The sequence below is a fragment of the Ruegeria sp. HKCCD9138 genome (genome assembly GCF_057220975.1).
In genome coordinates this window covers 465,615-491,461 of record NZ_JBWVAZ010000002.1, presented here as the reverse complement: position 1 = coordinate 491,461, position 25,847 = coordinate 465,615, and the positions used below count along the sequence as shown (strand labels likewise).

General features: G+C 53.0%; 23 protein-coding genes. 16 read left to right on the top strand and 7 right to left on the bottom strand.

Annotated elements, in window-relative coordinates; genetic code table 11:
• The first annotated feature begins 62 nt into the window (after window positions 1-62).
• From AC2TEL_RS05640 to AC2TEL_RS05625, 4 genes are read left to right on the top strand one after another with little or no spacing between them, the layout of a single operon-like run.
• Entirely contained in the window at window positions 63-1,238 is a 1,176-nt protein-coding gene (locus AC2TEL_RS05640) for an ABC transporter substrate-binding protein (RefSeq protein ID WP_480861995.1), read from the top strand.
• Between the two features lie 51 nt (window positions 1,239-1,289).
• Complete coding sequence (locus AC2TEL_RS05635) at window positions 1,290-2,129, top strand: ABC transporter permease (RefSeq protein ID WP_480861994.1); 840 nt, start codon at window positions 1,290-1,292, stop codon at window positions 2,127-2,129.
• Between the two features lie 8 nt (window positions 2,130-2,137).
• Window positions 2,138-2,968, top strand: coding sequence for an ABC transporter permease (locus tag AC2TEL_RS05630; RefSeq protein ID WP_480861993.1), 831 nt, complete (start codon window positions 2,138-2,140; stop codon window positions 2,966-2,968).
• Window positions 2,969-3,005: 37 nt separating this feature from the next.
• On the top strand, window positions 3,006-4,043 hold the full coding sequence (locus tag AC2TEL_RS05625) for an ABC transporter ATP-binding protein (RefSeq protein WP_480861992.1): 1,038 nt from the start codon (window positions 3,006-3,008) through the stop codon (window positions 4,041-4,043).
• 923 nt (window positions 4,044-4,966) lie between these two features.
• On the opposite strand, the gene AC2TEL_RS05620 is transcribed toward AC2TEL_RS05625, so the two are convergent.
• From AC2TEL_RS05620 to AC2TEL_RS05610, 3 genes are read right to left on the bottom strand one after another with little or no spacing between them, the layout of a single operon-like run.
• Window positions 4,967-5,518, bottom strand: a complete 552-nt coding sequence (locus AC2TEL_RS05620) for a hypothetical protein (protein WP_480902463.1) — start codon at window positions 5,516-5,518, stop codon at window positions 4,967-4,969.
• Window positions 5,515-6,462, bottom strand: a complete 948-nt coding sequence (locus tag AC2TEL_RS05615) for a glycoside hydrolase family 19 protein (RefSeq protein WP_480902521.1) — start codon at window positions 6,460-6,462, stop codon at window positions 5,515-5,517. The genes AC2TEL_RS05620 and AC2TEL_RS05615 overlap by 4 nt, the downstream gene beginning before the upstream one ends.
• Window positions 6,459-6,779, bottom strand: coding sequence for a hypothetical protein (locus tag AC2TEL_RS05610; RefSeq protein WP_480902461.1), 321 nt, complete (start codon window positions 6,777-6,779; stop codon window positions 6,459-6,461). The genes AC2TEL_RS05615 and AC2TEL_RS05610 overlap by 4 nt, the downstream gene beginning before the upstream one ends.
• Window positions 6,780-7,812: 1,033 nt before the next feature.
• On the opposite strand from AC2TEL_RS05610, the gene AC2TEL_RS05605 reads away from it, so the two are divergent.
• Both AC2TEL_RS05605 and AC2TEL_RS05600 read left to right on the top strand, forming a co-directional pair.
• Entirely contained in the window at window positions 7,813-8,841 is a 1,029-nt protein-coding gene (locus AC2TEL_RS05605; protein WP_480902460.1) for a type 2 periplasmic-binding domain-containing protein, read from the top strand.
• A gap of 9 nt (window positions 8,842-8,850) precedes the next feature.
• A complete protein-coding gene (locus AC2TEL_RS05600) occupies window positions 8,851-10,908 on the top strand; it encodes an adenylate/guanylate cyclase domain-containing protein (RefSeq protein ID WP_480902458.1) in 2,058 nt (685 codons plus the stop codon).
• Window positions 10,909-11,016: 108 nt separating this feature from the next.
• Here AC2TEL_RS05600 and AC2TEL_RS05595 read toward each other — a convergent pair whose 3' ends face one another.
• From AC2TEL_RS05595 to AC2TEL_RS05585, 3 genes are read right to left on the bottom strand one after another with little or no spacing between them, the layout of a single operon-like run.
• A complete protein-coding gene (locus AC2TEL_RS05595) occupies window positions 11,017-11,694 on the bottom strand; it encodes a GntR family transcriptional regulator (protein ID WP_480902455.1) in 678 nt (225 codons plus the stop codon).
• Window positions 11,691-12,722 (bottom strand): Gfo/Idh/MocA family protein, encoded by a 1,032-nt coding sequence (locus AC2TEL_RS05590; RefSeq protein WP_480902453.1) that lies wholly within the window; start codon window positions 12,720-12,722, stop codon window positions 11,691-11,693. Before AC2TEL_RS05590 ends, AC2TEL_RS05595 begins: the two co-directional genes overlap by 4 nt.
• Window positions 12,719-13,807: an isocitrate/isopropylmalate dehydrogenase family protein gene (locus AC2TEL_RS05585; RefSeq protein WP_480838808.1), complete on the bottom strand. Its 1,089-nt coding sequence runs from the start codon at window positions 13,805-13,807 to the stop codon at window positions 12,719-12,721. Before AC2TEL_RS05585 ends, AC2TEL_RS05590 begins: the two co-directional genes overlap by 4 nt.
• A 136-nt stretch (window positions 13,808-13,943) precedes the next feature.
• Between AC2TEL_RS05585 and AC2TEL_RS05580 the strand changes: the two genes are divergently transcribed.
• From AC2TEL_RS05580 to otnC, 7 genes are read left to right on the top strand one after another with little or no spacing between them, the layout of a single operon-like run.
• The gene (locus AC2TEL_RS05580) at window positions 13,944-14,951 is read left to right on the top strand and encodes a Bug family tripartite tricarboxylate transporter substrate binding protein (protein WP_480838806.1); all 1,008 of its coding nucleotides are present in this window, start codon (window positions 13,944-13,946) and stop codon (window positions 14,949-14,951) included.
• A 56-nt stretch (window positions 14,952-15,007) separates the two neighbouring features.
• Complete coding sequence (locus AC2TEL_RS05575) at window positions 15,008-15,757, top strand: hypothetical protein (protein WP_480902452.1); 750 nt, start codon at window positions 15,008-15,010, stop codon at window positions 15,755-15,757.
• 4 nt (window positions 15,758-15,761) lie between these two features.
• The gene (locus AC2TEL_RS05570; RefSeq protein WP_480838802.1) at window positions 15,762-17,273 is read left to right on the top strand and encodes a tripartite tricarboxylate transporter permease; all 1,512 of its coding nucleotides are present in this window, start codon (window positions 15,762-15,764) and stop codon (window positions 17,271-17,273) included.
• The gene (locus AC2TEL_RS05565) at window positions 17,273-17,560 is read left to right on the top strand and encodes a putative quinol monooxygenase (RefSeq protein ID WP_480902450.1); all 288 of its coding nucleotides are present in this window, start codon (window positions 17,273-17,275) and stop codon (window positions 17,558-17,560) included. Before AC2TEL_RS05570 ends, AC2TEL_RS05565 begins: the two co-directional genes overlap by 1 nt.
• Entirely contained in the window at window positions 17,557-18,354 is a 798-nt protein-coding gene (locus AC2TEL_RS05560; RefSeq protein ID WP_480902448.1) for an N-acyl homoserine lactonase family protein, read from the top strand. Before AC2TEL_RS05565 ends, AC2TEL_RS05560 begins: the two co-directional genes overlap by 4 nt.
• Window positions 18,351-19,628, top strand: a complete 1,278-nt coding sequence (gene otnK, locus AC2TEL_RS05555) for a 3-oxo-tetronate kinase (protein WP_480902446.1) — start codon at window positions 18,351-18,353, stop codon at window positions 19,626-19,628. Before AC2TEL_RS05560 ends, otnK begins: the two co-directional genes overlap by 4 nt.
• Window positions 19,625-20,266, top strand: coding sequence for a 3-oxo-tetronate 4-phosphate decarboxylase (gene otnC, locus AC2TEL_RS05550; RefSeq protein WP_480838794.1), 642 nt, complete (start codon window positions 19,625-19,627; stop codon window positions 20,264-20,266). The genes otnK and otnC overlap by 4 nt, the downstream gene beginning before the upstream one ends.
• 291 nt (window positions 20,267-20,557) lie before the next feature.
• On the opposite strand, the gene AC2TEL_RS05545 is transcribed toward otnC, so the two are convergent.
• Window positions 20,558-20,887: a hypothetical protein gene (locus AC2TEL_RS05545; protein WP_480838792.1), complete on the bottom strand. Its 330-nt coding sequence runs from the start codon at window positions 20,885-20,887 to the stop codon at window positions 20,558-20,560.
• Between the two features lie 35 nt (window positions 20,888-20,922).
• Here AC2TEL_RS05545 and AC2TEL_RS05540 point away from each other — a divergent pair, with 35 nt between their 5' ends.
• From AC2TEL_RS05540 to AC2TEL_RS05530, 3 genes are all read left to right on the top strand, one after another.
• The gene (locus AC2TEL_RS05540) at window positions 20,923-23,124 is read left to right on the top strand and encodes a tetratricopeptide repeat protein (protein WP_480902443.1); all 2,202 of its coding nucleotides are present in this window, start codon (window positions 20,923-20,925) and stop codon (window positions 23,122-23,124) included.
• 170 nt (window positions 23,125-23,294) lie between these two features.
• Window positions 23,295-24,626, top strand: a complete 1,332-nt coding sequence (locus AC2TEL_RS05535; RefSeq protein ID WP_480902440.1) for an MFS transporter — start codon at window positions 23,295-23,297, stop codon at window positions 24,624-24,626.
• 251 nt (window positions 24,627-24,877) lie between these two features.
• Complete coding sequence (locus AC2TEL_RS05530) at window positions 24,878-25,846, top strand: carbon-nitrogen hydrolase family protein (RefSeq protein WP_480902437.1); 969 nt, start codon at window positions 24,878-24,880, stop codon at window positions 25,844-25,846.
• Window position 25,847 lies beyond the last annotated feature (1 nt).

The following is a 25,847-nucleotide window of genomic DNA, read 5'->3' as shown; positions in this document are numbered from 1 at the left end:
TTCAAGAACTTTTATGAAAGTCGACTTACAAAAGTATTTTAACTTTTATAAAGGAGAAGGCCATGAAGAACGATGTTGGTGAGCTTCGTCGCTTAGCGGACGACTTAGCAGCTGGGAAAGTTTCTCGACGCGCTTTCCTAAGGAGGAGCGGGCAACTGGGCCTGTCATCAGCAATGATGAGTGCGATGCTCTCTATAACGGGAAGCAGTCTGATCCTTTCGGCTTCGCCGCGCCGTGCCGAAGCTAGTGAGAATACACTTGTAGTATCCAGCTGGGGTGGCAGTTTTGGCGAAGCGCAGCGCCGCGCGCAATTCGACCCATTTACGGAAGAAACCGGGATTGAGATTGTTCTTGCGCCACAGCAACCGGACCCGGCGTTACTTCAGGCACAAGTCGACGCAGGGGATGTTACATGGGATCTCGCTGAGGTTTCGCTTGTTGGTGCTGGGTTGTTGTCGAACAAAGGGTATCTTGAGCCCATTAACTACGAGGCGATGAATCAAGACGTATTGGGCTTAGTTGAGCCTTCCGTCCGTCAGCGCGACAGCGTAGGCATCTTCTATTGGCCCTGGGTGTTGGGTTTCAATACGTCAAGCATAGCTAAGCGTCCAACAAGTTGGCGTGACCTTTGGAATGTCGAGGGGTTCCAGGCGCTTCGCGGCATGACGGAAATGAGCTATGAGCCGCCTCCTTTCGAGATTCCTTTCCTCGCCAACGGTGTGGCGCCAGAAGATCTCTACCCAATGAATATCGATAAGGGCTTTGAGTACTTGTCTGATATCCGTGAGCATATCACCGCATGGACTGGTTACGGCAAGAATGCTGCCACCATGACGGCACAGGGCGAATTGGACATGGCGCCTGCCGCAGCACCAACTTTTTTCCGCAACCGTCTCGAAGGTGGTCCTGTCGACTGGATTTGGAACCAAGGTCTACTTTACTATGATGCTTGGGTCATCCCCAAGGGCGCGCCGCATAAGGAAAACGCGACACGGTTCATTGAGTTTACACTACGGCCTGAGGTTCAAGCCCAGTTTGCCGAAGCCTATCCCGGCGGTCCGGTGTCTTCCGGGGCAACAGATAAACTCCCCGCCGAGATTCTCGATGTTTCGGTAGCAAAGCCGGACATCCAGGCGCAAACAGTTGCCGTTGATCTTGATTGGTGGACCAAGCCAGACAGCGAGGGAAAAGCGAATATCGAACACGTTTATGAGCGGTGGGCCAAATGGATACTATGAATTGCCAAGAGCCTAAGTCTTTAACCTCCGCATCAATGCCTGAGTGAATTGATGCTGAGGCCGGATTCAAAGAGAAAAGGCGCCGGATGGATCTTGGTAATCTTGCCCGGCGCCCTTTTCCTTTCTTTGATTGTTGTAATTCCACTATTCGTGGTACTTTCACGCAGCATTTTTGACCCCGGATTCACTACTGTTCACCTCAAGGCCGTCCTAGATACGCCGGCATACACTTTGGTTCTGCTGAATACATTCAGAATCGCCGCTCTTGTTACAATTGGTGCAGTGTTAATCGGGTATCCCTATGCATATGCTCTGGTCAGGGCGAAAGGCTGGGTCGCGACGCTTATGATCATAGCGTTGCTTCTCCCTTTGTGGACCAGCGATCTCGTCCGGGCGTTTTCCTGGGTGGTATTGTTAGGTCGGCAGGGTCCAATCAACGATATACTAGTCAGTCTCGGCATCGTCGACCGTCCGGTACCGCTCTTGTTCGGCGATCTCGCAGTTTTAATCGGTTCGATCCACATCATGCTACCCTTTATGATCTTGCCTCTTTACAGCGTTATGCGAGGCATCGACCTTCGCCTAATGACAGCGGCGCAAGCGTTGGGTGCCTCCCCAATCCGTGCTTTCGTTCACGTCTTTGTGCCCTTGAGTCTTTCCGGAGTGGCAGCGGGGGCGCTTCTGGTCTTCGTCTTAGCGCTCGGGTTTTATATCACACCGTCTACGCTTGGTGGCCCGAAACAGACTATGATCGCTCAGTTGATCGAGTCAGTTGGCAGGTCAACACTAAATTGGGGATTGGCTTCGGCACTTGCGCTGCTGCTTCTTGTTTCGACTGCCTTTTTGCTTTGGCTTTACACCCGGCTGAGCCGCTTCGGAAACCAAAGGTAGGTCAACTCATGAAAAACCTACGCATGTTGCGAACCGGGAAAATCTTGTTTGGTGCCTTGGTTGCGGTCATCGGTTTATTTATGGTAGCGCCTGCCTTCTTTGTGGTGCCAATCTCCTTCTCGGCTTCAAGCCTTATCATCTTTCCACCAGCTGATTACTCGCTGCGCTGGTATGAGGCATACTTCACAGTGCCAGAATGGACAAAGGCAACCTTGGCAAGCCTGGCTGTAGCATCGTTGACAACCGTTGTTTCCTTGTTCCTTGGTGTGCCGGCTGCGTTGGCCTTGGTGCGCGGAAATGTGCGGGGAGGCTTGGTTCTGGCAGGTTTGTTCCTGCTTCCGCTGGTTGTGCCTGTGATCCTGATTGCAATTGCCCAATTCGGTCTCATGTCGTCGTTGGGACTTATCGGAACACTTCCTGGCCTTGTAATTGCGCACACGACCATCGCAATGCCCTTTGTTGTGGTTGTAATCTCCTCAACGTTGCGGCGAATGGACTCGACCTATGAACTGGCCGCAATGAGCTTGGGGGCCAATCCGATTATGGCCTTTTGGCACGTCACATTTCCGTTGCTGCGCACCGGAATCGTGATAGCAGCGCTGCTGTCCTTTCTCGCATCTTTCAATGAATTCTTGATAACGCTGTTTGTTATCGGTGCGTCTGAAGCCACTTTACCGATCCAGCTATGGAAAGGTGTGCGCTTTGAAACAAACCCGACTATTGCAGCCGCCTCAACCATTTTTCTTGCTGTCTCTTCCCTGGCTCTTTTAGGGATCGAGACTGTCAAATGGAGGCAAAGAAAAGTCACCGGTCAAACCGGCGATCTTTTGGGAGGTTAGAAGGTAGATGATTCAAAGCGATACTGGAGAACTCAGATTGACAAACATCAGTTGTCAGTTTGGCAACGTGGTAGCAGTTGACGATGTTGACTTGGAGATCTCGGCTGGAGAGTTCATTTCGCTTCTTGGGCCGAGTGGCTCCGGCAAGACAACAACGCTCAACGTAATTGCGGGTTTCCAGCAACCCGATCGCGGCGAAGTCTTGGTGGACGGCAATCCGATAACCAACCTGCCTAGTCACCAACGGGGATTTGGCATGGTTTTCCAGCATTATGCGTTGTTCCCTCACATGACCGTGGGCGACAATGTTGGCTTTCCTTTGCGTATGCGGGGCATAGCTTCTCGTGATCGCGCTGGTGCAGTCGGCGAAGCCCTAGAAATGGTACGCCTCCCAGGCTTTCAAGACCGTTTTCCACACCAGTTGTCCGGTGGTCAGCAACAACGGGTTGCATTGGCTCGTGCGCTGGTGTTCCGGCCTTCGGTTTTGCTAATGGATGAACCCTTGGGCGCGCTGGACAAAAAGCTACGCGAAGAGATGCAACTGGAGATTTTGCGAATCCAAAAAGAGTTGGGCATTACGACGATCTCGGTGACGCACGATCAAACAGAATCACTTGTCATGTCCGACAGGGTTGCCGTTATGCGCGATGGTCGGATCGAACAAATTGACGTGCCGCTCGAGCTGTACGAACGCCCCCGGTCTCTTTTTGTGGCAGATTTCATCGGCGAAGCAAATATTATACCCGTTAGGGCGAACAAAGACGGCTATTTTGAAATGAAAGATGGCCGTCGTTTTCCAGGCAGGGCCGAAGTAAGGTCGGTCGCCGACGGGTACATCGTGCTGCGCCCCGAAAAAATCAGACTCAACTCGGAGGCGCGAAAAGCTGCTTCACTGGAGGCCATTGTTGAAGAGGTTGTTTATGGAGGCGACGTGGATCGTTACAAGCTTCGCATTGGCAACGAAACGACTGTCATAGTTAAACAACAGCGGCGCGCCGAAAGCGACAACCATCTTTCTGGAACTGCAGTTTCGCTTACCTGGGACGAGCGCGACTGTGTGTTCTTGCGTGACTGAAGACTTGCGAGCGTTTCACCGCCTTGTATTTGCGAGATCACCAAGAAATCAGCTTTCACGTTTGGGTTTTTGCTTTGTTCCGCATATCAGCCATCGCGCTGACTTCGTATGAAATTCCGCGTTTCCGTCGCAAAGTGCGGGAAGCACCGGTTCTTCATAGAGATTACGAAGTTATTCGCCAACGGCAACTAGGTGGGTTTCCTGTCAGCTAAGCACTCCAAGAACCGTCGATGGAGTGGGGTAGATTAGTAGGGCCCTACTAATGACGCTAGTAGGGCATTAGTAGGGTGTGTTCGTCAAACGTTCTGAAACGCTGTGCGATAGCGTCCAAAGGCGTTGCTGGAATTAGTCAAGCAATTGTATGGTCTTATGAGGTTGTCTGCGGCGCTGGTTGGCTCCGTGCAATAACTCGACCTCAAAATTCGTAATGATGGGGTCGTAGGTTCGAGTCCTATCAGCGGCACCACCCTTCGCCGATAGCACTCCGATTTTAGCACTAGAATCAACGCCTTCGGAAACTCCGAAGGGTGACGTTTGCGCTATCGATTTTCAGACATACGGGCTAGGCTGCGCTCAGGAATGGCAAACAGAGCTGATCCCGGGCGTAGTAACCCCTCCGCAAGCGGCCGGTGTTGGCCGAAATGACACCTCCTCGAACCCTATGGTCGGGGAGGCACTGGCGTATGTCCAGGGCTCCGGCCTAATGGCCAGCGCGGTCGTCTTGCGGCGGCTTACTAACTCCCCGGCTGCCAGAGGAAACTCTGGTGGCCGATTTCGTTAGTAGAGGAACCGCTATGAGCAGAAAAATTGCACTGTCTTATTTGTTTGCAGGCGTGGTGTGTGCGGGTGGTGTTGGACTTGCTTTGTGCGTATGACTTCAGTGGATCTGAGTAGGGGTGGAAATTTATGGGGTGAAGTTGAAGTTATGGAATTTGAGTAATTTCGACGAGTTCGAGCGCAAAGCCCTTTGGGCTAGTTTCGCACTCTACCTGATAGGATTGTGGGGCAATGTAATGCCAGCCGAAATCGAAGCCGATTTCCTGAAGTGCTATAGCTTCAAATGCGACCGGGGCTGAATCCAGATGGAGAAGCGTATCGGCGTGAAATGCGTGTGTTTCAAAACGAAACTGCCTGATATCCGCAAACCGTGGCGGCGAGTATCGAACAGTTAAAAAGATCACATCTTCACCGCAGTAGTTCACTCGATTGAATGCCGTCAGTTCTAACTGTCCAGGCTCCTGCTGAAATGTATGAGCAGTGAGAATTCCAGTTACTGGTTCAGACAACTCTATGCGATATGTTGGTTGGTCGTCTTGCCCTTCAAAAGACAAAACAGCTTCAAAGTCGGAGGTTCTAACCCGTTGATCTTCCCAGCCGTAAGTGAACAGCTTTTGACCATCCTCTAGCGCGATGTCTTGGCCAAGGAGCGCCGAAGCAGACAAGAACAAAACCGATATCGTTAGAATTATCTTCATTGGTCTTCAAACCTAGGCGCAGCGACAGAGAATTTGCAAACATTGGAGAAGGTGCCCTCGCGGTGTAAACGCCGAGTATTGTTCCAACGTTGACCATAGCTATCAGTGTGACGATTAATAACTCGGGTTATCGCATCGGTCGCGCTTCGGGTAATGCCGCGATCCGCAACGGTGTGAAGATTGTTATCGACCCAGAAAAATATTGCTGAGCGGACTGCATATTTAGGCTCCGAAAGAAGGTCCGGGTTCTGCTCGAAATCAATGGCCTCTCCGAATAACGCGCCATGATCCCTTGTGAAGGCGCGATAATTTGCTCTTCCGGTAAGTTGCTTCAGGCCACGCCCGCGAAAACGCCAACCATCACCGCTTGCCACGTCTCCATTGCCGATACGATTTGCATATACGCGGTTGGCAATGGCCTCTTGATCGGCCGGGTGATCCGAAGTTCGCCCGAATAGCTGGGCTTCTGCCCGGTTGCGCTGGAAATATGAGAAGATCAGAGGCAGAGCAGTTGCTCGATAGTTGAGGTTTTCTTCCAATCGAATAGAAGGGCCAACTTCCTGTCTCACTTGCCCAAAGAAATGAGCAAGCCGTTCGAGGCTATTCAAATTGCCTGTTACAATCTGCAAGTCGATTTCACGTGCTATAGCTTGCAGTCTTTCCTCGGCTGCATTGGGGAACAAGTCATTCAACATGGTTTTGTTGATGATGTCGCAAACCGCACCATCCGGGAAATTGATGCCCTCGGTCACGGGTTCAGCAAAGCACCTGCAATAAAACCCTTCACCGGGATGACCACCTTCTGGTGGACTGTCCCAAGAAAACACTTGGTCATCGTGTTGCATATGCAGAGAACGAACCCGATCATCGTCGCTGCTTCGCCAAATGTACTCTGCCACGCCCAAACCAGATTGCTGAAACCGCCCATTTAGCCGTTCAGCTATTGCCGGACAGCAGCTTCTATAACTGGATCGTTGGGGTCCACGGGTACGCCGGAATCATTTAGGCGCGACGTTATAGAATTTGAGAGTTCCACCTTCAGATCAGATGTATCCACCCCTGAGATGTTGATGGATGAGTTTTGCGGAAGAAAGACGTTCAGCCTCTCGACGCTTGTTCTGAGGGCATCGTCCATTATCGAAGCAAGCAGGCGCTGTGGTATCACGGTAAACTTGTGATCAAGAACTGCGGGGGTTTTGAGGTTCACGGTAAACTCACGCTGCCCACCCTTGCGTATCCAATTTGCGAATTTTTGTTTCATGCTTCATGGTTTGTGCCGCCCTTCAAGGTTAAAGCCGTATTAAAATGGAAGGCTTAATGAAGGGTTTCGGTATCGAACTGCTGACTCCCATTGGTGTTTTCCAACTCCGTCGAAGCGGGGTAGCCTGAGAACAAGCTACTTGGGAAGCCGTCGATGGGGTGGGGTCAATTAGCAGGGTCCTACTAATCAGGTTAGTAGGGCATTAGTAGGGCGTGTTCGTCAAACGTTCTGAAATGCTGTGCGACGTTGTCCAAAGGCGAAGCCCGAATTAGTCAAGCAATTGTATGGCCTTATGAGACTGCCTACGGTGCGGTCTGGCTCCGTGCAAACACTAGACTTCAAAATTCGTAAGGACAAGGTCGGGGGTTCGAGTCCCTCTTGAGGCACCAAATATTGTTACAAATATTAAATTAATCAGTGCGATAGAACGTGCGCCTCTTGTTCCCTCCACCTTACTGACCAAATTTTGTTGGTAGCGTCGCAAGTCGCCCGCAGGAAGCAAGGGGAGACAACGGCCAACATAGTTATACCGCGCTTCCGTTCGATCTACGGTTTTGTTGCTGCCACGCAAGACGACTTCCCGCCGAACCCGGTGCGGATACTGACGCAGGCCCGGGCGTGGGTGTGGGTTTGACGCGGCACATCCCAGCCACTCTTACTATCAACCAGTTCCAGATCGCAGAGCACCAAATCTATTGGTTGATTGGTATCATGGAAGATGTTCCAGACTTTATCTGGGGCGCATCTTTCTTGGGGTCTCATATTATGAAGACCGTTTTCAGCCCAAGCCGATATGCAAACTCGTCACCTTGGGGACGGAGACCAGTCCTTCGCTGCAAGCGCTCGGTGAAGTTGCCGGCGGCCCAAAAGCAGACGTTTGGACGTATTCGTTAGGCTAAATTTCTCCGATGCCGGGTCTGAACCCAACGCAGCTGAGGCCCTTGTGACCCCTTCTCTAGATCCCAGTCGGCTTCCTGCTCGCTCGAAAATCTAATCCTTCGTGGTACAATACCTTCGACTGAGGGAGGGACCAATGAAATCATTCGTCGTCCTGGCAACGTCAGCGTTGTCTTACCTTTTGTTGAATGCCGGCTTGGCTCATTCGGATGAAAGCGTTCTTGACGCAATTCGCGAGCGAGGTTTTGTGAAATGTGCGATCGGAAACAGGCTGGTCGGCGATACACGTATCGGTTCCGAAGGCTATGAAGGATTTTTCCCCGAGTTTTGCAGGGTTGCGGCCCTGGCCGTCTTCGGTGATCGAAATGCAGTTCAAATGTCGCCAGCTCTGATCCGGGCTGGACTGAAGAGCATAGCTGAAGGTGAAGTCGACATATACGTTTCAAATGTCACGTGGACGTTCTCTCGCGATTTCGTGCTTGGGCTGACACCAGCCGCAGTCCTTTTCTACGATGGCCAGGGGTTCATGTCGCACCGCGGAACGATCAGTGGCCGCCTGCAAGAATTGCCCGACGCGTCAGTCTGCGTTTCCCGGGCGACCACAACTATTGGCAATCTCGAGGACTACATTTCGCAGCACGGACTGGGTTGGTCTGTAATGGCCTTTGAATCCTCGCAGGGCCGGAATGATGCGTTTTTTTCCCGCCGGTGCGACCTGCTGACTACGGATCGTTTTGCGTTGGCAACGATGAGAAGCTCCGCATTCGATGACCCTGAAAACTATGTCCTGCACGAAGAAACCATCTCTAAGGAACCGCTGGTTGCCTACGTCTCCACTCGCGACGTAGTGTGGGTAAAAATTGTTCGTTGGGCGTTTCTTGCGACCGTTTTGGCTGAGGAGAAGGGTATTACCCAGTCAAACCTCAAATCGCATCTGGAAAGCACCGACCCCGAAATCCGCCGCTTGCTAGGGCTGGAAGTCGTTGAGGGTACGGCGGCCGCCGGATTGGCCCAGGACTGGGCGCGAAACGTAATCGCCGGGGCCGGCAACTATGGCGAGATCTTCGATAGATACCTAGGTCAAGGTAGCCCGATGAAAATGGACCGTGGGCTCAATCGGCTGTGGCGTGACGGCGGTTTGATGATCAGCCCACCATATCGATAGGGCGTCTCGGTGATAGATCAGCTTTCCACACGGATTAACGTTCGAAGGCGTATTTCCACGCTACTGTTCGCCGTACTGGTTTGTATTTCTACGTTGTTCGCGCTGGGTTTGATCCTGATCACACAACGCCTGCTCGAAGTTCGCAGTGAACTCGACGTCCTGAGGAGCCAATCGCTACCGGTGTTAATCCGCCTTTCACAACTGTCTCAGGATGCTTCCGCGTCCAGTTCCATCGCGCCAGCACTCAGCCAGGCGCAAACCCGGTCGGAATTCGAAACACTCATTGCCCGTATCCAAGACAAACAGGTGTCGCAAAAAACTCTCATAGACGAGTTGGAAGATTTGAACAGCGATCCAGAGTGGGTAACCACACTTAGATCCAACGCCGCGATGCTGACGGCTAATCTCGACCGCCTGGCGAATACAGTCGTGAACCAGATCGATGTTCGCCGCCAACTTGAAGCGCATGCCAAAGGGATTGAGCAGTATCTGACCGATCTGCAAAGTCGGGATCCTAGTGTAACGCCTTCGACCCTTGAACTGGCAGCGCGCGCGGCTTCCGAGATCAAATTGTTGCTGAATGACTCGGAGCGCGCAAAGTTGTCCCAAAACCGGCAATCCGCGGATGCAAGCGTCGAAGCACTGGCACATCACATCGATGACTTGAATGTCGGTCGAAACGAAAAAAACGAGGCAGGTGCGGAAAGTGACCTAGTCAAACGTTGGCCAGCAACGCGCGCGGACATTCTTGAAACCAAGACATCACAGCTGTCGAACGCATTTCAAATTAAGGCGCTGGTCGAGGAAAGCTCCCTGATCGCGAACAGGTTGCTTAGTAGTGCCAGTAGCGAATTCTGGCGCACCAGCAAGGAGCTTGAGGATCAGATTCGGTTAGTCTCTAACACGACCCGCTTCACGCTTATGGCGATTTTGGGAGTGGTGCTAATCCTCGTGACTGGGTCTCTCACAGTTGCCTGGATTCTCAGACATCGGGTATTCCTGCGGCTCGAAAAACTCAGAGAAGCTCTTGCAAATTACGCCAAGGACCGCCAGCACGGGCTTACCGACGATCGACCGGATGAGATCGGCGAAATCTCGGGCGCGATGGCGCATTACATGGAAGTCATTGATCAACGAGAAACCGAGTTGGCTGAAAAGACTGCGGCATTGGAGGGTCTGGCCAGCCAACTGGCCAAGTACCTGTCGCCCCAAGTTTACAACCTGATTTTCACAGGCAAGCAGGAAGTCAAACTTGCGAGTAGTCGAAAGAGGCTGACAGTCTTTTTTTCCGACATCGTGGGGTTCACGGAAACAGCCGACCGTTTGGAATCCGAGGAACTGACGCAGCTCTTGAATCACTACCTTACGGAAATGTCCCAGATCGCGTTGCAGCATGGGGCGACGATCGACAAGTATGTGGGTGACGCCATAGTTATATTTTTTGGCGATCCGGAAACGCGTGGCCTAAAGGCAGATGCTCTTGCCTGTGTCCGGATGGCCATCGAAATGCGCCACCGTATGAAAGAGCTTCAATATCAATGGCGCAAATCCGGCATTGAAAAGCCATTGCAGGTCAGAATGGGCATTCACTCCGGATTCTGCACAGTCGGAAATTTCGGAAGCGAGGATCGGTTGGACTACACAATCATAGGCGGTGCAGTGAACATTGCATCTCGACTTGAGGACATGGCGGCACCGGGTGAGATCCTGATTTCCTATGAGACCTTTGCGCTCGTGCAGGATCAAGTCGAATGCTCGGAGCGTGGCGAAATTGACGTCAAAGGTATTGCCTATCCCGTGGCGGCGTACCGTGTTCTCGATGAACCGGTCGGAGTTGAGCAGACTGAGTTGCAACTGCACGAACAGCATCCTCATTTCAGGATGGACATGGACGTCTCTGCGATGACCAAAGTTGAAAGGGACTCTGCTGCAAAAAGCCTTAAAAATGCACTAAAGCTACTTGAGCCACGCGCCCGAAGATCCTTGTCCCGTCCCGCACACACGTTGGAAGATCCCATTCAATCTACGAGTAGCGCTTGCCGAGGTAATAACGGTGATCATGATTAAACGCTCAACAAGCTCTTCAGTTCGCGTTGCGCGAGCTTCCCCCAAGCCCAAAGCAGCATTTACACTGGGGTAAGCGCGTTCCCAGTCTTTCTAAACTGACCGGGTGGATCACAGGCTGTTAAGCCTATGCTTCTCTAGTATTTCGCAAAGCATAGCCTGTGCTTGGAGCCGATGTTCTCTATGGCGATCGCGCGCTACATCCGGTCGACCTTCAAAAATTGCCTGAAAAACCGCACGGTGATCTTCATTGGATTTGACAGGTAAAGGTCTAATGAAGAGCGTCGTTGCGCGCGCGCGGCGAACCTGATCACTCATCATAGCCACAATCGCTTCTACACGTTTGTTTCCACCCAAACGCACGAGTTCCTGATGGAACAACTCATCGGCTTCTGCCCAGGCTTCCAGATCTTCGGTTTCGATGGCTTGATCCATCTGCTCGATTGAGCGAGCCAAAAAAGCCAAGTCCTTTTCTGAATAACCCGCTTCAGCGGCGCGTTGCGCCGCAAGACTCTCGAGCTCCGTAAGGATGTCATAGATTTCGCGCATATCTTCGGACGAAACGGGCAGGATTCGCACGCCTTTGCGTGGCCGCATTTCCAGCAGCCCTTTGCCTTCCAACATCAATGCTGCTTCGCGAACGGGAGTGCGAGACATGCCCAACGTTTCTGCCAGTTCCGACTCCAAGTGGTCGGTCCCGGCAGCGAGTTCGCCAGACAGGATCATCCTGCGCAAGTCCCGAACAGCGCGTTGTGTATTGGAAAGAGTTTTGTTGTCCTGATCCTTCACGGAGTCTCCAGGTTTATCTTTCGTCCCTCCGCAGCAGAGCGGTAGATAGCCTCCTCAATGCGGATCACGTCGAGGTAATCTCGGGCCGTGTTCTCCAGCGGCGTTCCCTTTAGAAGGCCTGAAATGACGTGGCTTTGCAAGGCATGGACGCAATCTCCTCCAAAACCGTCATGAGCGATTGGTGGCAAAACCTGCTGCCGTTCAAGTTCTCCAAACGCGCGTCGTTCTACTGAACCATCCCCGTTCAGGACCAACGAGCCTTCTGTACCTTCTATAAGCGCTTCGCCCATCGTCTGACGCAGGTTCATTGCGCTGTGGTCAAGGCACCTGTTTCCATCGAATAGAGCTTTCAAGCCGTTGGGGTAGTCAAACAAGATGTAGCCAGCGTCCTCGCCCGCGATAACGGGATTAACTTTGCGCAGGTCTGCGTAAACTGCGCTGGGTGCGTCGAACAAAAATCGGAACGTGTCGATCCAGTGAACCGCCGTTTCATGAACAAGAAAGCGTGGCATTTTTTGAAAATACGGCTGTCGATCAAGATAGGCGCCTGGCCCCTGTCCATCGCCAGGGCGCAGTCTGAAGGTCGCCTGCAGAGGCGTGCCAATCCGGCCTTCAGCCAGCGCCACTTTGATAGCCTGATACCAGGGTTGGAAGCGAAAGTTCTCGTGCACAACAATGATGGCATCTTCCTTTTCCGCCTCTGAAACGATCTCTTCGGCTTCTTGCAAAGACAAGCAGAAAGGTTTCTGGCAGATCAGCCACTTAATACCGGAGCGTAACACAATCCGGATGGCGTCGGCCTGCGCCACAGGTGGAAGGATGATGTCCACGAGATCCGGTTTCTCTGCCTCCAGCATATTGGACAGATCATCGTAGGCGGTCAGCCCTGTTTCCTTCGCCTTGTTGATATCGCGGTTGCAGGATGCAACCGGAACCGCTCCGGGCATACGCGACCAGCTATCGTAGTGGAACTTGCTGAAGTATCCCGCGCCTAGGCAGGCGACTCTGATGGCTTGCTGAGCATTCATGCCTGAAGTACTTCCAACACAGATGAGGCTGCGTCCTGCGTTCCGGCAGTGCCACCTAAGTCACGTGTCAAATTTTGACCGTTTATTGTCACCTTTTCCACGGCTTCACGTAAGCGTTCACCGTCCCTGGACAGTTCTGGGTGATCATGGGTCAAACCTAACCATTCAAGCATCATTGCAGCGGACAGGATCATCGCAAAGGGGTTGGCAATACCTTGTCCAGCAATGTCCGGAGCGGAGCCGTGGCAGGGTTGGAACACGGCGTGATTCAACCCGATATCTGCTGAAGGTGCCAACCCAAGTCCCCCCATAAGACCTGCGCCAAGGTCGGAAAGGATGTCTCCAAACATGTTCTCAGTTACCAAGACATCAAATTCCCAAGGTTTCTGAACCATCCAGAGCGCCGTAGCATCGACGTAGGCATGGTCTGCCTGCAAATCGGGATGGAGTGCGGCCTCTGCGTCAAACATTGATCTGAAGAATGCAAAGGCTCTGAATACATTGGCTTTGTCGACACATGTAACCCGTCCCTGTCCACGCCCGGATGCCTTGCGGTTTCTCGCGAGATCAAATGCAAAGCGGAACAGTTTTTCGGATACCTCACGGGTAATCAGCAGGGTTTCACGCGCCTCATCCTCTGTGACATCGCCTGCTCCTTGAGTGAAGAACAACCCTTCAGTGCTTTCGCGAATCAAGACAAAGTCGATCTCGTTGCCGTTGGGGAGCGACAAAGGAGTCGTTTGCCCATTGCTAACCTTTACCGGACGCACGCCGGCAAAAAGGCCGAGCTGCTTTCGCAGGTCGATCTGTGGTGAAATCTCAGTTCCGTCAGGGTAGCGAACATCCGGCAATCCCATTGCAGAAAGCAGAATTGCGTCAGACTTGCGTGCTGTTTCCAGTGATCCGGTAGGAAACGATTCTCCAGTTTTTGCATAGTAGGATGCGCCTGCTGGCGAGTCCTTAAACGCTAGCTCGTAGCTGGGATTGTTGTCGGAAAGCTGGCGCAGAATTTCAAGCGTAGGGGCCATGATTTCTGGGCCGATGCCGTCCCCGTGAAACACTGCCACATCGTAAGTTTTTTTCATCTTAGCCCGCTTCCTTCCCGTTTCGCATTCATAGCGCGATAGCAGCTTTCACTACAGCACGTTGACAATGCATTCTTTAATGTATACGCAAATAAATGCAATAACAAACGCGAAGTTGTTTTGGGAGGACTTGGAAATGAAACTGAAGCTAGGGCGGTTGGCTGCCGCAGCAGTGATTGCAACCGGCGTCGCAGGGGCTGCTGCCGCGCAGGATTACCCTTATCGGGATATCACCACAGCTGTAGTCTGGGGGGCCGGTGGTGGCACTGACACGATCAACCGCATGATCATGGCCGAGATGGAAAAGCACCTTCCGGTGTCGATTAACGTGATCAATCAAACAGGTGGGGTCGCGGGCTCCAACGGCATGGTCTACGTGATGAACCAGCCGGACGATGGCTACACATTGGTTGGCTTGTCGGAGTCGAACGTTACAGCCGCCGTACAGGGTGGTTGGGACAAGAAATTTGATTTCTGGTATCCGTTTATTGTCGGCGGATCGCCTGATCTGATCTCGGTTCCAGCGGACAGCCCTTACAATACATTGGAAGAACTGGTCGACGCTGCCAAAGCTGCTCCTGGCACTATTCCAGCGGCGGCTTCCGGTGCGGGTTCGATCCACCACTTGAACCTTCTGGCCATCGAAAAAGGGTCCGGTGCGGAATTCAAGTTTGTTCCATACAAAGGCTCAGCGCCCGGGCAGGAAGCAGCGATAGCGGGTGAAGTTGCGTTGGTTGTGACTTCACTGGCTGAACAGGCTCCGTTGATTGAGGGCGGTCAACTTAAACCGCTCGCGATGTTGACGCCTGAAGATGCGCAGATTGCAGGGACAACAGTGCCATCTGCCTTTGGTATCTATGACGGGCTCGACCAGTATCTGCCGCTCAAACAGGCCATCGGGTTTGCAGTTCACAGTTCAGCCGGAGATGACGTAAAGGCTGCGCTTGGCGATGCGTTCGAGCAGGCGATTGCGTCCGACACTGTCGCTGAATGGGCTGCGGCAAACAAATACGATGTCGGCGGTCAGCACGGCAAAGAAGCTCAAGAATTTTTTGCGAACCTTGAGGCTACTTTTGCCTATACCTTGCAAGATCTGGGCGCTGCCACGGTCGATCCGGCCTCGCTGGGTATCGAGAAGCCCTAATCCGCTCAATTTTGAAAGGGCGCGTTTGAACGTGCCCTTTCCTGTAGGAGGCAGGCATGGACAAACATGACGAAACACTGGTCATGCGGACCCGCGACTTTTGGACCGCGATAGTTCTTATTACCGTGTCCGTATTTTTCCTTTGGAAGACGTTGGACATCCCCCTTTGGGGTGAAAACCGCGCGGGTGTAAGTGGATCGGATTGGTACAACTCGGCTGCAATCGTACCGCTATTCATCTTCGGTGGATTACTTGTCTTGTCCTTCGTGTTGCTGGCGATTTCGATCCGTTCAGGAGGAGCCCAAAACGCACTTACGGCTTTGGGGATCGGATGGGACAAGTCGGAAGCCTATCGAGCTTCAACAATAGGCCTGATCCTGATCGCATATGTCGTGGGACTCGTTCCCAGAGTGGATTTCATTCTGTGCTCTGGGTTGCTGATTACAGCTTTGACCTACGGGTACTACGGCGGCCATGCTTCGCGTGCTTTGGTGGCCTGCATCGCCGTCGCCGCCGCCGGATTGTTTGCGTTCGTGGTATTTCCTGCGCAGGCGGATTGGAATGCACACATCGATGATTGGTTCACATTGGCCGTTTGGGTCGTGTTGACGCTTTTTCTGCTGACCAAAGCAGCCTCTGAACCCGTTCTGCGGTTCGTGCCACTAATCGCGATATTGGCCCCGCTGATCCTTGTTTGCGCGATGGCCTTTGTTTTCCGACAGAACGTGCCCGCACGCGGTGGTCTGATCTTCAAAGAGATCGAATACCACTATTACGTGACGCTTCGTCCGTTATGGAAAGACTGACCGGATGGACTTTATCCTTTCGCAACTGGCTGGATTTGGCTCGGCGTTCGCCGATCTGTCAGCGGACCCGCTGACCTATCTGTATTTGATCGCTTCCGTTTTCCTGGGCATCACGTTCGGCGCGTTGCCCGGCCTGACGGCAACCCTGGCAGTGACGATCCTGACGGGTTTCTTCGGCAACAAAATCCCGCTGGACTATTCACTCATCGCTTTGCTCGGGGCCTATGTCGGCGCGATTTACGGCGGCTCCTACCCGTCTATTCTGCTGAACATTCCGGGCACAGCAGCCAGCGCGGCGACAGCCATGGATGGCTACCCTCTGGCCAAAGCGGGTAGAGGTGGAGAAGCTCTAGGACTGACCACTACAGCCAGCTTCATCGGTACGGTAATCGGAACCCTCACGCTTTTGATTTTCGTTTGGGCGCTGCTTTTGGTTTCAAAGAACATCGCAAGCCCGGAGAAAGCACTGCTGGCCCTGTTCGGCATTCTGCTTTCTGGCACTTTGATGAGCGAAGACCTGGTGATCAAGGGATGGATTGCCGGTCTGATCGGGCTTGCGATGTCCATGGTGGGGCTCGACCCACTGTTGTCTGAGCCGCGCTATACCTTCGGCTGGTCTTACCTGATGAGCGGGTTTCAGGTTGTACCCGTTTTGATGGGGGCTTTTGCGATCCCTCAAATCATCGACGGTTTGCGGCACGTTGAGGCCGGGAAAGTTCTGGCCCTGAAAGGCCGTATTCTTCCAAACCTTCGCTCTATTCGACGCTACCTGCCGACGATTGGCCGTTCAGGAGTGATCGGGACAGGGGTAGGAGCACTTCCCGGAGTTGGCGAAGATGTGGCGGGTTGGGTCAGCTACGGTGTTGGCAAGACCGTTTCCGCCGAGGGCGACAAGTTTGGAAAAGGCTCCTTGGAGGGTCTGCTGTGTTCCGAGACCGCAAACAATGCCTGTATTGGCGGCGCGCTGATCCCGCTTTTGGTGTTGGGCATACCCGGTTCACCACCAGCCGCGGCTTTGATGGGGGCCTTCAAGATCAACAACGTGATCCCGGGGCCAACGATTGATCCCCAGATCATTCTGCGCGTGGTTGCGATACTCGTGCTGGCCTCCCTGACGATGTTCTTGATGGGCCTGTTCACTGCTCGGGTTTTCATAAGAATACTCGCCATCCCGCAGACCATCTTCTTGCCGGTTGTGATGGTTCTGACAACAATTGGGTCTTTCAGCGTCGGTGGTGGCATCAATGATCTTTACCTGATGCTTGGCGTCGGCGCCGTTGCCTATTTCATGAACCTGATGAAGTACCCAATCGCGCCGTTGGTGATCGGGGTTATTCTGGGCAGTCTGTTTGACGAAACCTTCCGCCGGTCGCTGTTCTTGTCGGATGGGGACCTTGCGGTCTTCTTTTCACGACCCGGTGCCGCCATTCTGCTGGTGCTCAACATTGGTCTGATCCTCAGCCAATTGCCCGTCGCAAAGCGCGCTTTCTCGCGTCTGAAAGGACTTTCTGTCTGATGTTTGTGGTTACTGTCACCTTCACTTTTAAGCCCGGAACGCGGGACGCCTTTTTGCCGCTGATGGTCGAAAACGCTTCAATCTCATTGCGTGAAGAACCCGGATGCCAGCAGTTCGACGTTTGCTTGGCCGACGAGCCCGAGACAGTGTTCCTCTATGAGGTTTACGATGACATTTCAGCATTCGACGCTCACCTCGAAAGCGCGCATTTCAAATCCTTCGATGCGGCTGTGGCTGATATGATCGCCACGAAGACAGTTCACCAGTATTCCGAGGTCATCCGATGAACGATTGGGAAATTCATGCCGTAAAATACGCGGATCGCAATGCCCGCACGCGGCGCGACAGTTTCATCTTGGATGACAATCACGACGCACCCCATGCGATGGATTATTTCATCTGGGTATTGAAGCGCGGCAGCGACGTTATTCTGGTCGATACCGGGTACGACACCGATGAGGCAGCCGCCCGCGGTCGCCCCATCGCGATGGACCCTCGAGAGGCTCTGCGCCCTTTAGGCATCACGCCGGAAGCAGTGACAGACATCATTGTGACCCATCTTCATTATGACCACGCGGGCGGGCTGCATTTGTTTCCGAACGCGAAGCTGCATATGCAGTCGGCGGAAATGGCTTTCGCCACCGGTCCCTGCATGTGCCACGACCACATGCGGGCGCCGTTTTCGGCGGGCCACATCTGCGAAGTCGTAAAGCGCCTCTATTCAGGAAAGGTCGTGTTTTACGACGGAGATGCTGAGATAGCAGATGGGGTGACCGTGCATTGCATCGGCGGGCATTCGCGCGGGTTGCAATGCGTTCGTGTAAGAACTGCGACCGGGTGGATGGTGCTGGCCTCAGATGCTTCGCACTACTATGAGAATTTCATGGCGCGCAAAGCCTTTCCCATCGTCGTCGATTTGCAGGACATGATGGATGGTTTCAAGACTCTGGAAACGTTGGCCTCGCATCCAAGATTGATCGTGCCCGGCCATGATCCACTTGTGCGTGAGGTTTTCCCAACAGGTGTTGCGCCTCATATCCATCGTTTGGATCCAGGGCCGACGAGGGACATTGAATTATGAAAATAGGTGTCATAGCGGACGACTTTACGGGTGCGAGTGATATTGCGAACACCCTGGCAAAGGGTGTTGAGCCGGAAGGTGGATTACGAACGGCTCAATTTCCGGGAATTCCGACTGCCCAGGCCGATGAGGAGATCGAAGCCGGTGTGATCTCACTCAAAAGCCGAACTGCATCGACCGAGGAAGCAATTGCAGACAGTCTGAGTGCTGTGCAGTGGCTCGTGGATCAAGGATGCCAGCAGTTCATCTTCAAGTATTGTTCGACCTTCGATTCCACGACGGAAGGAAATATCGGCCCAGTTGCGGAAGCGCTCGCCGACGAGCTGGGCGCGCAGAAGGTGGTTTTCTGTCCGGCCTTTCCGACAACCGGGCGCACCGTCTATCACGGTCACCTTTTTGTGCTCGGTAAGCTGCTACACGAGTCTGGGATGGAAAATCACCCTCTTACGCCAATGACGGATGCCAACATCAGGCGTTGGTTGCAGCGTCAGACCGCAGAAACGGTTGGGTTGGTGCCAATTGACACCGTGAAGCAAGGACCGGAGGCGATTGCTGCGGCTTTGCGGAGCGCCGACGAACGATATGTGATCGGTGATGCGATTTCGGACGAGGATTTGCTGGCCTGGGGCGAGGCTCTGAAGGATGCCCAGCTCATTACGGGGGGATCTGGGATAGCGCTGGGGCTACCCAGAAACTTCTTAAGAGAGGCTTCATCAAAATGTACTGGCAGTTTGTTCACCGGTGTCGCAGGGCCTGCCGCGATCCTTGCTGGGTCGTGTTCCGGTGCGACCCGTGGGCAGATTGATGTTCATGCGAAATCCTATCCAACCTTTGCCATTGATGTTCCGGGCGTCATGTCCGGGGATGTGACCACGCAAACGCTTCTGGATTTTTTTGAAGCGCATTCGGGCCGTGCCCCTCTCGTGTATTCATCGGGAAGTCCGGATGATGTCCGTGCCATCCAAAGTCAATTCGGTCAGGAAGCAGTTGCAAAAAAGCTGGACAATCTCTTTGCAGATACAGCGCGAGAACTTGTCCAAAAGGGCTACAAGCGTCTGGTTGTAGCTGGAGGGGAGACATCCGGCGCTGTTGCCAAGGCCGTATCCGAAGCATTGGGCTCACCAGCCATGTCAATTGGGCCAGAGATTGATCCGGGAGTTCCAGCCCTGATCGTTGGTAAAAATGAACCCATTACGATGGCTTTGAAGTCTGGAAACTTTGGCGCTGCGGACTTTTTCGAGAAGGCGCTGAAAATGATGGAGGCAGGCAAATGAGTTCTGAAGAACTGGCGCTGCGACAGCAAATGTCGGACCTGTGTGCATCGCTGTTTGCACGTGGATTTTCCGTCGGCACTGCGGGCAATGTCTCCGCGCGCTTGCGTGACGGAATCCTCATGACGCCAACCAATTCCACCTTGGGGGATATCGACCCCGAGCGCATCGCCAAGATTGATTTGAATGGGGACCACGTCTCCGGCGACAAGCCGACCAAAGAGGTTTTTCTGCATCAGGCCTTCTATGAGACACGACCTGAAGCGGGCGCGGTGGTTCATCTACACTCTACCTGGGCAACAGCACTGTCCTGCCTCGAAGACACCAGTCCGGACGATTGCATTCCGCCGCTCACGCCGTACGTGGTTATGCGCGTAGGTAAGGTCAAACTTGTTCCATACGTCACGCCAGGTGACCCGAGATCCGGTGATTTGATCCGAGATTTGGGTGGAGAATACGGTGCTGTTCTATTGGCGAATCACGGTCCAGTTGTATCAGGAAACGACCTCTTCTCAGCGGTCTGTGCCGCAGAAGAGCTGGAAGAAACGGCCAAGTTGCTCGTGGCTTTGCGTGGGATGCAAATCCGGATGCTGGATGCAGCACAAGTAAAGGAACTAAGGGAAATATTCGGAAGGGTTTAAACCAACATATAATGGGTAATTGTGTGATTACTGTTTTCCAAACAACGCAAAGTTGGGACTGCGCAAACACACTTTTCGCTATGCTACCGCTGTAGCAATACCGTCAGCAAACGATCAAAGAGGTCGGTGCAGTCCAAATGCTCGCGCGTCTCAATAGTGAAGGAATTGGCAGGGGCGCCAGAGCCTTCGTGATTCAGCCAAGGTAGCCGTTTTTGGAGCTGCAACGAATGCCAATTGGTCACGCACACCGCACCATGCAAAGCCCGGATTCTCCCGTGCTGCTATCGCAAGCTATGAATTCCATCCGTTGTTGCGCCGACCTGCTGGAGTGTAGCGGATCGCCTGAGTGCCGACGTGGCGCTTCTTCGGTGGTGTTTTGTCCTCCACTTGTTTGATGTGTTCCAGCACTGCGTTCAATCGCTTGTTTCCGGTGATCGCCGCATGGCTTACACGTTGATCTTTTTTGTAAGCGGAGTAGGGAGATTGTTCACCCATTGACCGGAATTCCAGCGTACTGTCCTGGAATTCGCAGCTAGGTGTTCGGCTGGCTTGGGCCTCTACACCAACGCGGGCAGGTTTTGAGCTCAGTTCGGATCCAGGAATCTCCGTTAACAGGCCCATTGGGAGTGTATAAGCTACTCTCGGAGGCTCTACAGATGGAACGCCGAATAGCTGCAATTCTGGCTGCCGACATGGTTGGGTATAGCCGTCTCATTGAATTGGACGAGGCGGGAATTGTTGCGCGGCAAAAGCAGTATCGCCTGGAACTAATCGATCCATTGTTCAAACAGTTTAACGGGATGGTAATCAAACTAACTGGTGACGGGTTGATTGCCGAGTTTGGGTCGGTTGTAGAAGCCATACAGTGCTCGGTGAAAATTCAGAAGGAAATGGCAGCCCGGGAAGCCCGAGAACCGGCAGAGCGAAAAATCATGTTCCGTATCGCCATAAACCTCGGAGACGTGATTTTTGACGAAGGTGACGTTTATGGGGATGGCGTCAATATTGCTGCTCGATTGGAGGGCTTTGCAGAGCCCGGCGGCATCGTAATCTCCGGTCCGGTTTTCGATCTGCTCAAGTCCCAAGTTGAGGTAGGCTATAAACCGTTGGGCGAGCAGCGGTTGAAAAACATCGCGACTCCTGTTCGCGTCTATCAGATCGTTGAGCAGCATGACGGCCTGCCTCAAATCCAGAGTAACAAGGCGAAACGGCCTCTCGTCGTCGGCGCAGGGTTTGCTGCCTTGGTGTGCTTTGTTCTATTGGTTCATACTTTGACACGGCCAGAATTTGCTCCGGCAGATTCAAGGAGATTTGCATTTGAGCTACCCGACAAACCTTCGGTGGCAGTGTTGCCGTTTGACAATTTGTCGGGTGACAAATCCCAAGGAATGTTTGCTGACGGGATGACCGAAGACCTGATCACAGATTTGTCGAAAATCGCTGGCCTGTTTGTAATCGCTCCACACACTTCTTTTTCTTACAAGGGAAAGACATTTGATATTCAAGAGGTAGCTGAGCAACTGGGCGTTCGATACGTGCTGGATGGCAGTGTCAGGCGGTCTGGAGACACCCTGCGTGTAAATGCTCATCTTGTCGACACCTCATCGGGAAACTCGGTCTGGGCCGACAGATTTGATGGTGAACTCAATGATGTCTTCACGATTCAGGACCAGTTTGTCCTGCAAATAGTTGACGCGTTAGAATTGCAGCTTTCACCGGCTGAGCGATCTGAGATCGAAAAAACCGACACAACGAAGATTTCTGCCAGAGAAGAATACCAGATGGGCTGGGAGCTGTACTCACGGTTCAATGAAGAGGACAGTATCGCAGCAATTCTGCATTTTGAGAAAGCAATTGAACTGGATCCCGACTACAGTCGCGCCTATGGAGCCTTGGCACTCGTTCATCAACGAAATGGCGTGTTTCGGTGGAACCATGATCCAACCATCCCGAGGAATGAGGTGTACGTAAAACACGTGCGCCCCAACCTGGACAGAGCAATTCAGGATAACATTTCACTGGCCCATCTTGTTCAGTCTATGCGGCACCTGAACTTCAGGGGTCAAGTGACAGGCGAAACAGGAAGTGCCCGTACAGAAAAAGCACAAATCGAGGCCCGAAAAGCATTGGCGTTGCAGCCCAACGATGCTGAGGCGAATATTATTATGGCTTGGGCGTTAGTCGCAGGAGGCAAACCTGAAAAAGCCCTGGAGTTTATTGAGGCTGCCAAACGGCACAATCCTGATCACCCAACTTATTACTATTTGTACGAAGCTGCCGCGCATTATGGACTGGGTAACGTTTTCCATGCAGCGGATATGCTGAACTCAGCTTTGGACGATCATCCGGAAGCAACTGAACTGCTACCCTTCGCGGCCTCATTCAACGCTCAGGTCGGAGAACGTCGGATTGCCTATACTCACGTCGAAAAATGGGTTCCTGGTCAGTTCCAAAACCTGCGTGCAAAGGCGGCTGCGGACTACTTTTCCCCGATACAGTGGGATATCGATTTGGATCTTCTGAATGAGCGCCTGTTGGACGGCTTGCAGATGGCGGCGTTGCCACCAGAGGTTTCAGTCTCAAGTCTGAAACAGGACCTGAAATTTCAGGATCCGTCAGAGCAGGTGTCAAGCATTCGAAAGCTTGGATGGTTCGGCTCGCACGCTGCGTCGTCGCTGCCTGAGCTTATTGAAGCATTATCCAGTCCGCAAAAACGGGTTCAGCGAGAAGCCGCGATAACACTTGGAAAGATCGGCGCTGAGGCCGAAACCGCGATACCTGCTTTGGAGGCCTTGGTTGATCTACCTATTGTTGGATTGCACGCGCAGAATGCCCTCCAAAAAATACGGTCTGGATGATGGATTCCGCGTCAATGATACTGCTAAGAGTGCTGAGTTCGAGAAACTATGACGTTCAGTGCGCATTTTGGGAATCAACAAATTTGGTCGCTAAAGCACGTTTCGGGCCGATACCGCCCAATAATCTCGCCAACTTTCATATTTCCAGATGAAGCGCTAGTCTGCCTGCCATGCTTCGCCAACTCATTCCGATTTCTGCATTGTTACTTGGATCGGGCCTTCTCTTATTCGCCGGCGGGGTTCATGGCCTGATTTTACCTGTCCGAGGTTCATTCGAAGGGTTTTCCGCCAGCGCTCTTGGTCTTCTGGGAACAGGTTGGGCTGTCGGTTATGTTGCGGGATGTCTCATCGCACCGCGACTTGTCGGCGCTGTCGGTCATATCCGCACCTTTGGTGTCATGTGCGCGTTGGCAGCTGTAACGATACTGTTTCAAGCAATATTCGTAGCCTCATGGGCGTGGATACCATCGCGGGCGGTTTCAGGCTTTTGCTTTGCCGGAGCCGCGATGATTGTCGAGTCTTGGCTCAACGACAGAGTTGAGCCCAACACCCGCGGAACCGTTTTCGGTGTATATACGATGGTAAATTTGGGCGCCGTTACGGCTGGGCAAATGGCCATTTCGCTGGGTGACGCAACAGGTTTCCTCTTCTTTGCCGTCGGCGCAATGGTCTATTGTCTGGCTCTTATTCCGACAGCCCTCTCAACTTCGGCCTCGCCTGCGCCCCTTACCTCTGTTCGGCTTGACGTTCCCGCGCTGTGGAGAAACTCGCCTGTTGCGGTTGCAGCCGTTTTCCTGGTCGGAATATCGAACGCTGCATTTGGAACCTTGGCTGCTGTCTATGCAGACCGGGTGGGTTTACCACTGACTGCGATTGCACTTTTTGCAAGCATTCCGGTCCTGGCAGGCGCCATTGCGCAGGTTCCGATCGGATTTGTCAGCGACCGTATGGATCGGCGCATGGTATTGCTTTTTACGGCGGTAGTGGCGCTTGCATCCGATCTCGCATTTGTTCTTTTGGCACCAGAGTCTCGAATGATGAACCTTGCTTTGGTCGCAGTATTTGGTGCCGCGATCTTTGCAATGTATCCGATTATCGTTGCCCATGCGAATGACCATGCGGCGCCGGGCACTTCTATCCAGGTTTCAGGTGGGCTTTTGATGGTTTTCGGGTTGGGTTCCATTATCGGTCCGCTGATCGCAGGCGTGGCCATGGCAGGGCTCGGGCCGCGGGGTCTTTTTCTAACGACGGTTGTTGCGCATTGCCTCATGATTGCATTCACGATTTGGCGCATCCTGACTAAGGCTGCTGTCCCGGACAGCGAGAAGACGGCATTTCGTGTCAGTGCCCCAGCCCGCGTGGTCACACCCGAAACCACTGCCCTTGCAGTGGGCGAGGATGAGTCTTTGTCACTTTCCGAGTCTGAGATCGAATTGGCCGGCAAAGAAGAAACGAGCACCGTCTCAGACGTCGCGCCTGTCTCCGAGAATGATAAACCCTAGCCATGTGACGATCTTGGAAACGAGTTTGAACTGTTTGCATTGCGCAGTGGCTTACAGAAGTGTTCGGCGACACCCGCATTACATTCAGCTTGGCAAAAGTTGGTCGACCAATTCACGCGTTCATTTTGAGAACCTCTCTGAGATATTCTGATTTACCCTGCGCCAGAAGAGCAGTGCCAAAAAACGCGCTGGCCACGAGGCTGATCGGAAAATAGAGTGGTCAGACAGGTTGAACGGGAGAGACGCCCAATATGACTCCATTTGCGATCGCCGGCGTTCAGATGCACGTCGCAGCGCTTCATTCAAACGTCCAGGCGATGCGCCATCGGATTGAAATTCTGATGGCCCGGTTTCCATGGACTCAGATGGTACTGTTTTCAGAACTCGCGCCATACGGACCACTGGACCGTTTCGCACAGACTTTCCCAAATGATGCTTTGTTGCAATTTCAGGAGGATGCGCGCCGTTTCGGTATTTGGCTGATCCCGGGGTCCATGTTCGAAAAAACAGAAGATGGGCGTATCCTGAACACTTCGGTCGTGATTAATCCCGACGGAGACATCGTTGCCAAGTATTCTAAGATGTTCCCCTTCCGCCCATATGAAGCGGGAATATCGGCAGGGACTGAGTTCTGTGTTTTTGATGTACCCGATGTCGGACGCTTTGGCCTTTCCATCTGCTATGACATTTGGTTTCCCGAAACAACGCGGCAACTGACCAGTCAGGGTGTCGAAGTTCTTCTTCATCCAGTCCTGACTGGTACCACGGACCGTGAAGCGGAACTCGCCATTGCAAGGGCGACGGCGGCACAGTTTCAGTGTTACGTATTTGATGTAAACGGCTTGGGAGCCGGCGGCGTCGGTCGTTCGCTGGTGGTCGATCCATCGGCGACGGTTTTGCATCAGTCCGCCGGACAGGAAGACATGTTCCCGATTGAAATCGATTTGGATCAGGTGCGGCGTCAGCGCGAAACCGGTCTCAAGGGTCTTGGGCAAGTGCTCAAGAGTTTCCGGGATCGTGAAGCCGACTTCTCGGTTTATGATCGCACCAGCGGCGCCGATGCTTACCTAAACACCCTAGGGCCTTTGGAAATTCCCCGTCAGGGCTCGGATCGTGGCTTGCTTGTATCTGACCCCAGAACCTCGATTGAAGAAGCAAAAACAGATTTGCCAACGCCGCCAAACATTTCTGTCTTACACGGAAAGACAGGTTCAGATTAAT

What these genes read in the sequence shown, in the direction of transcription:
- AC2TEL_RS05640 (WP_480861995.1), top strand. Translation starts at nt 63, where the DNA reads ATGAAGAACGATGTTGGTGAGCTTCGTCGCTTAGCGGACGACTTAGCA.
- AC2TEL_RS05635 (WP_480861994.1), top strand. Translation starts at nt 1,290, where the DNA reads ATGCTGAGGCCGGATTCAAAGAGAAAAGGCGCCGGATGGATCTTGGTA.
- AC2TEL_RS05630 (WP_480861993.1), top strand. Translation starts at nt 2,138, where the DNA reads ATGAAAAACCTACGCATGTTGCGAACCGGGAAAATCTTGTTTGGTGCC.
- AC2TEL_RS05620 (WP_480902463.1), bottom strand. Translation starts at nt 5,518, where the DNA reads ATGAAGATAATTCTAACGATATCGGTTTTGTTCTTGTCTGCTTCGGCG.
- AC2TEL_RS05610 (WP_480902461.1), bottom strand. Translation starts at nt 6,779, where the DNA reads ATGAAACAAAAATTCGCAAATTGGATACGCAAGGGTGGGCAGCGTGAG.
- AC2TEL_RS05605 (WP_480902460.1), top strand. Translation starts at nt 7,813, where the DNA reads ATGAAATCATTCGTCGTCCTGGCAACGTCAGCGTTGTCTTACCTTTTG.
- AC2TEL_RS05590 (WP_480902453.1), bottom strand. Translation starts at nt 12,722, where the DNA reads ATGAATGCTCAGCAAGCCATCAGAGTCGCCTGCCTAGGCGCGGGATAC.
- AC2TEL_RS05585 (WP_480838808.1), bottom strand. Translation starts at nt 13,807, where the DNA reads ATGAAAAAAACTTACGATGTGGCAGTGTTTCACGGGGACGGCATCGGC.
- AC2TEL_RS05580 (WP_480838806.1), top strand. Translation starts at nt 13,944, where the DNA reads ATGAAACTGAAGCTAGGGCGGTTGGCTGCCGCAGCAGTGATTGCAACC.
- AC2TEL_RS05575 (WP_480902452.1), top strand. Translation starts at nt 15,008, where the DNA reads ATGGACAAACATGACGAAACACTGGTCATGCGGACCCGCGACTTTTGG.
- AC2TEL_RS05570 (WP_480838802.1), top strand. Translation starts at nt 15,762, where the DNA reads ATGGACTTTATCCTTTCGCAACTGGCTGGATTTGGCTCGGCGTTCGCC.
- AC2TEL_RS05565 (WP_480902450.1), top strand. Translation starts at nt 17,273, where the DNA reads ATGTTTGTGGTTACTGTCACCTTCACTTTTAAGCCCGGAACGCGGGAC.
- AC2TEL_RS05560 (WP_480902448.1), top strand. Translation starts at nt 17,557, where the DNA reads ATGAACGATTGGGAAATTCATGCCGTAAAATACGCGGATCGCAATGCC.
- otnK (WP_480902446.1), top strand. Translation starts at nt 18,351, where the DNA reads ATGAAAATAGGTGTCATAGCGGACGACTTTACGGGTGCGAGTGATATT.
- otnC (WP_480838794.1), top strand. Translation starts at nt 19,625, where the DNA reads ATGAGTTCTGAAGAACTGGCGCTGCGACAGCAAATGTCGGACCTGTGT.
- AC2TEL_RS05545 (WP_480838792.1), bottom strand. Translation starts at nt 20,887, where the DNA reads ATGGGCCTGTTAACGGAGATTCCTGGATCCGAACTGAGCTCAAAACCT.
- AC2TEL_RS05540 (WP_480902443.1), top strand. Translation starts at nt 20,923, where the DNA reads ATGGAACGCCGAATAGCTGCAATTCTGGCTGCCGACATGGTTGGGTAT.
- AC2TEL_RS05535 (WP_480902440.1), top strand. Translation starts at nt 23,295, where the DNA reads ATGCTTCGCCAACTCATTCCGATTTCTGCATTGTTACTTGGATCGGGC.
- AC2TEL_RS05530 (WP_480902437.1), top strand. Translation starts at nt 24,878, where the DNA reads ATGACTCCATTTGCGATCGCCGGCGTTCAGATGCACGTCGCAGCGCTT.